Origin of the sequence: Bradyrhizobium sp. CCBAU 11361, assembly GCF_028128935.1 — a bacterium.
GTDB lineage: Bacteria > Pseudomonadota > Alphaproteobacteria > Rhizobiales > Xanthobacteraceae > Bradyrhizobium > Bradyrhizobium niftali.
Genome location: NZ_LBJZ01000124.1, coordinates 1 through 10,204 on the forward strand (window position 1 = coordinate 1; position 10,204 = coordinate 10,204).

Consider the following 10,204-nt stretch of genomic DNA (forward strand, 5'->3'; position numbering starts at 1 on the left):
TTCGCCACGAGCTCTCTCCTGTGTAGAGATTCGAGCTATCAACTAATGTGACGAACTTGCGTTCCAGATGACTAGTCCTGAGATCTCCAATTCGGCGAAATACCGAACTTGAGACCCATGCGGTCAGGCGGCCCTATGTCAAAAGTTTGCGGGCCGCGCCGGGTGTCCGTAGCGACTAAAGACGGCTCTTCCGAAAGTTACAAACAGCGCTCACGTGATCACTTCGCACGCTTGAAAACCAACTCCAGCGTGACGCCGGCCGGCGTGCGTGGATTTGTAAACTTCAACTCATCATCGGTGATCGATGTTACGATCCGGCGCTGATTTGGCGCTCCGACCAAGTTGGGAAACGAACTCGCCTCGATGTTGACGTGGATCGTCTTTGTGCCTTCGTCCACTGTGTATGTTCCAGTGTAGGCAACCAAGCCTGACGCAATTGCCATGGCCTCCTCCGGGGAGGGACGTGCAGAATCGCCTGATACATACTTCGGCGCATCGGAACGTACCGTGATGAAATGGAAGCGGCCCTCAGCAGTATAGGTGACGGCGCCTTGCAGGCTCGGCCGCTGAACTGCACTGCCATCCTCACGTGTGCCTGTGCTGGACACGTAAATCCACGTGCCAACCAACTGGTCCTTGAGCGACTTTCCCTGCGACAGACTATTTTTCGGCCATGCAACAATCGAAATCAACGCGGCCGCAGAAAGCCCGAGTGCATAACGCCTGTTCATGAGGTGCCCCTGCCTTTGGCAACTCGGCAACGTTACTCGGCGTTCTGATTGTCGGCAATGGGTCTTGGTCGTGTAAAAACGATGCCTAAGGGTATCTGGCCCGGAAGAAAGGAGACACGCAGTTCTCAGGCCGCGATCGCAGCGATCAGCGGCTTGATCCCGACGATGTTCATGACCCTTGTTAGATTGTAGGCCAGAACCGAAAGAGCCATCTCGGCGGCTACTTTCGGAAGCGTTTTGGTCAGGAAGTGTGTCGCGCCCATGCGGGCCTTCATTGTGCCGAACGGATGCTCGACGGTCTCGCGACGTTGACGCATGGCCATCGGGTTCGCATCAAGGCGCTTCTGCACAGCATCGAGCAGATGCTCATGCTCCCATCGAGGAATCCGCCGCTCCGGCCCTGTCGTGCACTGGGATTTGAGCGAACAATTTTGACAGGCTGTTGTCCAGTAGCGCCTTATCCGCTTGCCATCTTCCTCGCCAGTAAAGCGATATGGCAGTTGCTCCCCAGCCGGACAGCGATAGGTGTCTTTCTCCGGTAAATAGACAAAGTCCTGCTTGCCGAAGCGCCCTTCCGACTTGGCGCTAGAAGTCATCGGCTTGGGCAGCGTCACCGTGATGTCGGCCTCGTGGCAAGCGAGGATCTCGGAGCTGCTGAAGTAGCCGCGATCGGCAACGGCCTCGAGAGTCTCGGTCTGCAGTACAGCCTTCGCTTGGTTAGCCATATTGGCGAGTTGCGCCCGATCTGAACCACTGTTCGTTACCTCGTGCGCGACAATCAGATGATGCTCGGTATCAACGGCGACCTGCACGTTGTAGCCCACGACGCCAGACCCGCGGCCGCTCGTCGCCATCGATCGGCTGTCCGGATCGGTCAAGGATATCTGCTGGTCAGGCGAAGCACGCATCTGCTTCTCGTAGACGGCAAGCTTGCCCATCTCCTCCTTCAGCTTTGTAAGCTTCTCATTCAGCCTCGTCACCTTCGCAGCCAGCGCCTCCGTCGGCTCCTGCCGGTCGGCCGTATCAAGCTGGCTCAAATACCGCGCCACACTCTCCTCCAACTGGGCACGCCGCCGCTCCACCTTTGCCCGCGTGAAGTTCTTGTCCCGGTTGTTGACGGCCTTAAACTTGCTGCCATCGATGGCGACGCTCGCCGTGGCGAGAAGGCCCATCTCACGGCAAAGTTCGACGAATCGCGCGCAGACCTTGCGCAGCGACAAGCCGTTGTCCTTGCGGAAGTCCGCGATCGTCTTGTGATCTGGGGCAAGTCGACCCAACAGCCACATCACCTCGACATTGCGTCCGGCCTCTCTTTCCAGCCGTCGGCTCGACTGCACCCGGTTCAGATAGCCATAGATGTAAAGCTTAAGGAGTACCGAGGGATGGTACGATGGCCGACCGGTCGCGGCAGGCTCAATTCCATCGAAACTCATCCCGGCCAAATCAAGCGTACCGACGAACACATCGATCACCCGAACCGGATTGCTCTCGTCAATGAAATCATCGAGGCATTCGGGCAACAGCGTCCATTGCCCACGATCCGCCCCTTCAACGAAGCGCCTCATCGATTCCTCCCGTAGAATCACGAGAGAATCATAACAGGGGCGCGGCGTTTTCACACAGCCAGGGTCAAACTCGGAAGTCGGCGGGTCCAGGGTAGATGGTCTGCTCTGCCACTGTGAGCGGACATCACCGGACCCGCTGTTCAGGTCCGCGAAGGGCCGAGAGGAGACATGTCCCGTCGAGCGTGTCTTGGACAATCTTCGAGTCAGATCTTGGCCTTCGCCACGTAAAGCCCGGCGACGCATTTGCACCGCTCGATATGCCAGTCATCAGACCGGTAGATCGGGTGCGCGCTCTTCCAATGGGCTAGACCTGCTTGGCCGCCAGTTAAGCAGCCCTGAAAAGTGATACCGGCGTCCAAGTTCGAATTTGCTACGACCACCTCGGTGCAGTCGTGAGCTGAAAAATGGCAAAGCACTGCAACAACGGTGACGAACATATTACAAAATTCCGAAACGAGTTCATGAAAAAGGTCAAAAGGCAAGACCGGGCCAACCAACGATCGTCCTCCCACAAGGCTTCAGGGGACAATGGGCGCCAATCCTTTGCTCCGGATCGCGGCCGCGGCGGCGGGCGAGCGCAAGAATGCGATCAATTGCTCGGCGGCTTTAGGCTCCTTGGCGTTGGCACTGACGGCGATGCTGAAGGTGGTGTAGTTCTGCAACTCTTCCGGAAGTAACCCTGCGAGGGCAACGCTCTCGACGCCGACGATGTTGGGCACGGTGATCACGGTCAGCTCTGCTTCGCCGCGCGCGACGGCCTCGACGGGGCTCCGCCCTGTCACCGCCAGGAGCCTCGGCTTCACCTCTGTCTCGATGCCGAGGCGATCAAGCAGATGAAGGAAATAGCTTCCGCTCGCGCTGTCGGGCGAATAGGAGATTGCTCTTGCCGCGAGCAGCGTTCGCTTGAGGTCCTCGCCGGTACCCACCAGAGGCTTCGGCGCCCCTGCCCGGACCGCAACGCCGGCGGCAGTGCGGGCAATGTCTGAACGCGAGCCGACGGCGATCTTGCCCGATTTGGTGAGATCATCGACCGCTGCCGGCAACAAGACCGCGGCATCAAACGTATCGCCCGCTTCGATCCGCCGCTTGAGCGCCGGGACGCCTTCAAAGGTGAGCCCCAGCGTATGGCCGGTTGCGCGTGTAAATGCCGGCGCAAGATCATTGAGCACGCCTTGCATGGAGGGCGTGCTCAAAACGGTGATTTCGGCGGCCCCGGCGGGGGCGGCGCGCACCACAACGGCCAGAATTGCAGCTACAACGCCAATCGCCCTCATCGCCATCTCCTGCTTCGAACCTGTTCAAGCGGAAAGTTCAGGCCCGGAGCTGGAGTCGGCTCCAAAACAGGAGTATCCACAAGGTCGAATATTCGACAGGCCGGTAGCCGTTTAGGTACGTCGACATGCGCTGGGACAGAGTCGGACGATTTCTCAAGCCCCGCGACCTCCACGTCTTCATGACGGTGGTCGAGGAGAACAGCATGGCCAAGGCCGCCGAGCGCCTGGCCATCTCACGGCCAGTCATCTCGCGCACCATCGCCAATCTCGAGCACGTGCTCGGAGTGACGCTGCTGGACCGCACCGCGCGCGGAGTCGAGCCGACGATGTTCGGCGAGGCGTTGCTCAAACGCGGCACTGCAGTGTTCGACGAACTTCGGCAGAGCGTCGAGGAGATTGCGTTTCTCGCCGATCCTCAAGCGGGCGAGCTGCGCATAGCATGCACCGAGGTGTGGGCAGCCGGCCTCGTGCCGGCAGCGATCGAGCGGCTCTCAAAACGACTGCCGCGTCTGCGCGTTAGGCTGGAACAAGGCACGGCGTCGCATCAGTTCAACCTGCTCCGGCAACGTCAATGCGAAATCGTTATTTCGCGACTGCTGACGGAGACACCTGACTCCGACATCGAAATGCAACCGCTGTTCTACGAGTCGCTCGTCGTCGTCGCCGGCCCGCAGAGCTCCTGGTCGCGCCGCCGCAAACTTACCCTTTCAGAACTCGTCGACGTGCCGTGGATCCTGTCGACGCTGGAAGCGGAATCCGGTTCGCCTTTCGTCGAAGCATTCCGTGCTGCGAAGCTGTCGATTCCCACCGCGACGATCTTCAGCAACTCCCTACACCTGCGCATCAGCCTGCTCGCCACCGGACGCTATCTCACACTAGTACCCGGCTCGGCGCTGCAGTTCGGCCCCGGAGCCGATTTGCTGAAGGCACTGCCCGTCGCATTGCCGCGTTGGCACTTGCCAACGGCAATCTTCACGCTGAAGGGCCGGATGCTGAGCCCGGTCGCGCAGGTGTTCGCCAATTGCATTCGCGACGTCGCAAAACCACTTGCTTAACGCAAAGTGGCGCCATGACGCCCGTTTGTGAGATTTTTCCGTGACTCCCATTTGCGATGGGACCGGCGCCATGCAAGCCATCGACTCACCAGATTAACGGCTTGCCGTGCGATCAATTAAACGTCTGCTTGGGGTCCAATCGCGTCCCTTTGGCCGCGTGCCGTTTTCTTCCGGTCTACCCCTGTGAACAAGACATCGTCAGACCGCCCCGGCGTGTCTCAAACGGGCCAAGAGCCGACATTAGTGGGCGCTTCGCTAAGATCAGTTTTCGGGTCTCACGTTGGTACCACCCGTGGCACATTTAGTGCGCCAATTTGCGCTGAGAACTCCATCACCTCCCGGGGCTCCTGGCGCATAGGAACGTTTTGATCCCAAGCGCGTCCTACAGGCGCATCGATCCTTAGTTTCTGGTGGATCGGCCAATGGAGAAAGCACTCGCCTACGGCATTTCGGCGCTCATTGTGGGCTTTGGTGTCTGCATCTTTGTTGCTGGCCTGGGCTCCAGCTCGCCCGCCCTATGGACCATCGTGGGGCTAGTCCCCATTGCGATCGGACTGATAAGCGCTTTCGGTCCTTCTTGATTGGCTCGGTTACACCGGGTGGATCGACGCCAGGTCGTCTGGCGTTTTCTCCAGAGGGGCAACCGTGGATCTAACCGAGATCGAGCGCGCGTTCTTAAAGCAGCTGTCTCCCGAAAAGTGGATCAGCACCCGGATCACAGCCGAGAGCTCGATCGTTCAATTCATGGCATTACTGCCGCCGCCACAAGATCGCCGTCGGCTACACCTGGACCTGCTGCGGCGAGGCAAATCGCGGCGAGCGCAAGCACAGCGAATGCTGAGTATCCGAGGAGGATCAAGCTATCGTAATTGCGAGCCGTCGGACCGTAGGAAGTGTTTTGGATTCGATCGGTAATCGTCATGTCAATTACTCCCTGTTAAAACAAATAACGGTGGTCACGCGGCAACAGTGCGGAGAAGTGGGTTCGCACGGAACGCTAGTTCGGGGTTGGCGCGCGAACTCATTTCGATCCGCCAAATCGCACGATCCGCGCGTGCTGTCCTGGCGAGCTAGACTGCGCGATCTCGGTGTCCTTGGATCCAGCCAGAAGGTACCCCACGCCGATGAGAACGAGCAGAACGGCGGAGTAGGCTAAAGACCAGCCAATCTGCCATCTGCGCCACAGTTTGCGGTCCCCGGGACTTAGCTCGTCCAGGTATCTTCTCCGATGAGGCTCCAGATACTCGACCATATGCCCCTCCATCATCAGCCCCCGTCCTGCGGATCCCTGCTCGCCTCCACATCGTCAAACCAACAATGGTCAGACATCCGAGAGTGTTAAGCGCAAAAATGATCGCCATCGCAGCGTCATGCGAGACGATTATCGCGTAGCTTACAGTCGCTACATTTGCGGCGGAGAACAGCGTCCAGGTAAAGACTGAAACAGCCTTGGCGCCATTATCGTCGCGGTGAACGCGCACGATCTGGGGAAAATAGCCTAACAACCTCGCTGTGTTCAAAAATGCAAAGGCGCCAAATGAGTAATCTGCCAAAGTCATTTCTGCACTCCGATACCTGAGTATCCTGGCTCGTTCTTCTGTGAACCAGCTCATAGAGCTCCGGAAGCGAAGGAGCTAAAGTTGTCTCCCAGCTGCCCGTTCACTCCCGGCAAATCATCGGCAATGGGTATTCTCAAATGTCTTGTGATGATTGGCCTCTGCACAAGATCGATCCGGGCACGGAACGCACCAAAAGAAAGATCGATCCTGGCTCCCGCCCTTTGCGCGAGTCTTCGCATTGGCCAGTTGTCGCTCGTGTAGACAAGATCAACGCCTCGGGCATCCATATCCAACGCTTGAAGCATCGACGCATTCAGCAGGCGCCGACCCATTCCACGCCGACGAGATGCTCCCTCCACCACGATCAGAAGCTCCATCACACCCGAGCTGCCCTGCCGATAAAGCTCCAGCAGCCCGCGAAGCCTCTGCTCAGAGAAGATTCCGAGCATGAGTTCAGCGTTTTCGAACGCGGTGATCGCCTGCAGATCGAGCGCCGCATCCGAGAGCGGCGCTCCAAACCGACGGCAACGGCTCTCTGTATCGAGCCTGGACAAAAATGCCTGCACCGACGGAAGCTGCCCAATGTCGAGCTGACGGATGTCGAGATCAGACTGTTGTGGGTTGGACCACAACGGCACGTCCCTCTCGGCTCGCGCGATTCCACTAACCGCCGCCATTGGCGTTCCTTTGTGCGAATGCCCGAATTGTCCAAGTGTACCGATGTTCAGTTAACTTGGCCCAATGCGAGAAAATTCCCGGGAGCTACGCGAAATCTTTTTCCTTTGACGGTCGGAATAAACGGCGATGTTTTTGAGTCTATTTCTGTCCTTGGATTCCAGCGACAAGTAATCCGTTCGCGCTGCGCCTCGATCTCGGCAAGCCGATTGGCGTTGTAAATTGTCCAGCGGGAGCCATTGAGCGGTGGGATGCGATGATCTCATCGCGGCGCCTCAATTGCAGCGAAATGGTCCATTTGGATAAGGTTGGCTGCCGCTGCGACTGATGCACCGAGTTGCGAGGCTGCTTGTCCTTTGGAGGACGCTTGCAGAAGCGTCCACCTATTTTTCTGATGGCCGGGAATATTTGGTTCCATATTTGAGTTCATTAAGCAGGGGACGAGGTTGAACCCTAACGACGACAGGAAGAAGTTCATGACTGTCGTTGCGCCCTACCTGGCCGATGCGCATGCGTTTGCGCGCTGGCTCACGCACAACCGTGCAGACGCCGAGGACGTCGTGCAGGAGGCGTGCATTAGGGCGTTTCGAGCATTGCCGCGGTTCTCGGGACCGAATGCACGTGCTTGGCTGCTGACAATAGTGAGGAATACCGCTTTCACCTTGCTCAAGGACAAAAAGGCCGCGGCTTTGGTTGGCCTTGACGAGCTGAGCGAGACCGATCGCTTCAGCGTCGAGCGGGGAAACGAAGGGGATGCGGCAGGATCACCAGAAGCAGCACTAATTGCCGCCGCCGATGCGGCGAAACTTGAGGCCTTCATCGCGGCCCTGCCGGCTGAATTTAGGGAAGTACTGGTCTTGCGGGATATCCAGGGACTCGAATATCGCGAAATCGCGGGCATCACCGGTAGCCCGATCGGAACGGTGATGTCGAGGCTTGCGCGAGCCCGCCACAGGCTGATTGCACGAATGAAGCAGGAGAGTTGCTAATGCCGCTCTCGGACGACAGTGATCTGCATCTCATTCACGCCTATCTTGACGGGGAACTTGACGTCATGGCCGCGCTCGCAGTCGAGCGCAAGATCGCAGCCGACCCCGACTTGCGGAAGCTCGCAGATGAAATCGCCACCTTAAAGAAAGTGCTGGCCGAGAAATTCCCACCGGAGCCGCTTCCGCCACGACTGCGATCGCGGATCGAGGCCGCCTTTGCGCTCGATACGATACGACGAATGCCCAATTGGGCCAAGATCGCGGCATCGATCTTGGTCGTGGCTGCCCTGTCCAGCACCTTGACCGGAATCGCACTTCGCAGGATCGCGCCGCAGGAGATCGTGGTAGCCGAACTCTTTGACGCCCACCTCCGCTCGCTGATGGCAGCACAGCCCACGGATGTCGCTTCCTCGGACCAGCATACGGTTAAGCCTTGGTTCAATGGTCGGATCACCCAATCGCCACGGGTCGTTGATCTCGCTGCTCAAGGCTTCGAACTTGTAGGCGGACGGGTCGATGTCGTCGGCAGGACACCGTTGTCGACCCTGGTATATCGCAGACGCGAGCACGTGATCAGCCTGACCGAAATCACCGGGCGTGATCAACTCGACGTGCCATTCGATTGGCGGGCGGAGAATGGCTTCAACATGATCAGATGGTCAAACCGTGAGCGATCGTATGTCGCGATTTCAGATCTGAACGTGAATGAACTCGAGACTTTTGCGAAGGTGTTCCGAGGTAGTACCAGCTAGTGCCGGCCTCCCGGCCTCGCTCACTGCCGCTCTGCCCGGTTGGCCCGAATATGCGGCAAAGAGAAACGGGCAAAAGCCGAGGCATCGCCTTGGGCGATCACATGGAAATCTTCGTCATGGTCGCCTGCTTCACGATCGCTAATCAGGCAGACAACAACCCCACTGCAAACTGATCAATTCCGGCGATGCAACACGGCGCTGCTAAACGATGAAGGGACAGGCAGGCGCCGATATCAAGCTGACCTGCGTGAACAAGCCGCATTGCCTCCTGAAGGCAGACATTGCCGCCCTATAAGCGAAGGTCGGCAACGGGCCACCTGCGGACTACACTGCAGCCCAGCGCCAGAAGTGCAGCCACGTGACCCTCATCGAGTTGGTCATCCGGTTGAACCTTTTCGGGATTTGCGGGGCTCACTTCTGTGGGCTTCGGAGCCTGAGGTTTCCCATCATGAAGCATCGCGCGATCACCGGATTTGTGGCTGTCGCTCTCCTTGTTGCAGCCACCGCGATCACCATTAAGTCATACTCGTCCTCTGCCGATAGCTTGATTTACTAAGCGCCTGGCGCGCCACGATTCCGAGTGTGAACGGGTTCACAACGGCGTCGTGACGCGAATGCTATGCTTGCAGCAAGTTCAATTGCTGACTGATTGTTTCAAAAGGGTTTCTGTTTCGAACGACCTCCGAGGAGGTTTTCATGTTCAAGCGACTTCTTTTGCTCGCGGTCATAGCCTCTCTAACGTCGGCATCGTCTCAAGCCCATTGTCGTGATGGGTCGGAGCCCACCGCGCCCACCGGTTCGCCTTCGGTTCCGTCGCGTGCCGACGCAACGCGAGCCGCGGAAGACTTGTTGGATGAAATTGTGACTTGGCTCGCTTCGAATTTCGATCTGCCGGCCATCAAGGAACGTCCAGCCATCGAATTTGCGTCGAAGATGAAACTCGCGACGATGCGGTTCGGAGATGGTGCCCTTTCGGAGAGTTTCACGGAGAACGACGCATTCGATGAACTGGCTCAGCGTCAGGTCGTCGCCCTCTATAACAACACGTCAAAAACGATCCTGCTCCCTGATGACTGGACTGGGACTTCACCAGCCGAACAATCGATCCTGGTCCACGAAATGGTCCATCACCTCCAGAACCTGGCCAAGCTCAGGTTCGAATGCCCGAGGGCGCGAGAGAAGTTGGCATATTTGGCTCAGGACAAGTGGCTTGGGCGGTTCGGAATGAGCTTGGAGCGCGAGTTTGACGTCGACATGTTCACGGTGCTGATTTCCTCAGCATGCATGTTTTGACCGTGAGTTGAACGATTGCTTTTCCAAACATGTCCAAAGTCCAGGTCTCGTCCGTACGAACACAATTTCAGCAGGTCTGAATTTGATGGTCCGACTCTTGGCGGTCGTTGCAATCATATTGGCGCTCTTGGCAATGGTACGGGGGCAGCAGCATCAGTTTGTGCCGCAGCCAACCGGACCAATGCCGACGGCGCTTATCCCCTAGGTGGGCCGAAGCAGCCAATCGACTCGAGACGCTGCGACCCAATGTCCGTTCGGGGTCAAAAACGCCGGTTTCACCCTTTGGCGTTGACTTCCGATCTACCCCTATC

The 10,204-nt window shown here is 58.0% G+C and carries 10 protein-coding genes; 4 read left to right on the top strand and 6 right to left on the bottom strand.

The genetic code is table 11. From position 1 onward, the window contains the following. Positions 1-218: 218 nt before the first annotated feature. From XI08_RS10715 to XI08_RS10730, 4 genes are all read right to left on the bottom strand, one after another. Positions 219-731 (bottom strand): lipocalin-like domain-containing protein, encoded by a 513-nt coding sequence (locus tag XI08_RS10715; protein ID WP_271574375.1) that lies wholly within the window; start codon positions 729-731, stop codon positions 219-221. Positions 732-856: 125 nt separating this feature from the next. After that, complete coding sequence (locus XI08_RS10720; protein ID WP_271574376.1) at positions 857-2,296, bottom strand: IS1182 family transposase; 1,440 nt, start codon at positions 2,294-2,296, stop codon at positions 857-859. A gap of 203 nt (positions 2,297-2,499) precedes the next feature. After that, positions 2,500-2,793, bottom strand: a complete 294-nt coding sequence (locus XI08_RS10725) for a hypothetical protein (RefSeq protein WP_249163440.1) — start codon at positions 2,791-2,793, stop codon at positions 2,500-2,502. 21 nt (positions 2,794-2,814) lie between these two features. Then, the gene (locus tag XI08_RS10730; RefSeq protein WP_271574377.1) at positions 2,815-3,570 is read right to left on the bottom strand and encodes a molybdate ABC transporter substrate-binding protein; all 756 of its coding nucleotides are present in this window, start codon (positions 3,568-3,570) and stop codon (positions 2,815-2,817) included. Between the two features lie 125 nt (positions 3,571-3,695). Between XI08_RS10730 and XI08_RS10735 the strand changes: the two genes are divergently transcribed. Further along, a complete protein-coding gene (locus XI08_RS10735; protein ID WP_271574378.1) occupies positions 3,696-4,625 on the top strand; it encodes a LysR family transcriptional regulator in 930 nt (309 codons plus the stop codon). A 742-nt stretch (positions 4,626-5,367) separates the two neighbouring features. Here the strand turns inward: XI08_RS10735 and XI08_RS10740 are convergent. Then, positions 5,368-5,547 (bottom strand): hypothetical protein, encoded by a 180-nt coding sequence (locus tag XI08_RS10740; RefSeq protein ID WP_157790048.1) that lies wholly within the window; start codon positions 5,545-5,547, stop codon positions 5,368-5,370. 687 nt (positions 5,548-6,234) lie between these two features. Beyond that, positions 6,235-6,861, bottom strand: a complete 627-nt coding sequence (locus XI08_RS10745) for a GNAT family N-acetyltransferase (RefSeq protein ID WP_271574379.1) — start codon at positions 6,859-6,861, stop codon at positions 6,235-6,237. A gap of 474 nt (positions 6,862-7,335) precedes the next feature. Between XI08_RS10745 and XI08_RS10750 the strand changes: the two genes are divergently transcribed. The 3 genes from XI08_RS10750 to XI08_RS10760 all read left to right on the top strand — a co-directional run bounded on the left by XI08_RS10750 (position 7,336) and on the right by XI08_RS10760 (position 9,893). Next, positions 7,336-7,848: a sigma-70 family RNA polymerase sigma factor gene (locus XI08_RS10750; protein WP_271574380.1), complete on the top strand. Its 513-nt coding sequence runs from the start codon at positions 7,336-7,338 to the stop codon at positions 7,846-7,848. Continuing rightward, the gene (locus tag XI08_RS10755; RefSeq protein WP_271574381.1) at positions 7,848-8,600 is read left to right on the top strand and encodes an anti-sigma factor family protein; all 753 of its coding nucleotides are present in this window, start codon (positions 7,848-7,850) and stop codon (positions 8,598-8,600) included. Before XI08_RS10750 ends, XI08_RS10755 begins: the two co-directional genes overlap by 1 nt. Positions 8,601-9,296: 696 nt before the next feature. Further along, the gene (locus XI08_RS10760) at positions 9,297-9,893 is read left to right on the top strand and encodes a DUF6647 family protein (protein WP_271574382.1); all 597 of its coding nucleotides are present in this window, start codon (positions 9,297-9,299) and stop codon (positions 9,891-9,893) included. Positions 9,894-10,204 lie beyond the last annotated feature (311 nt).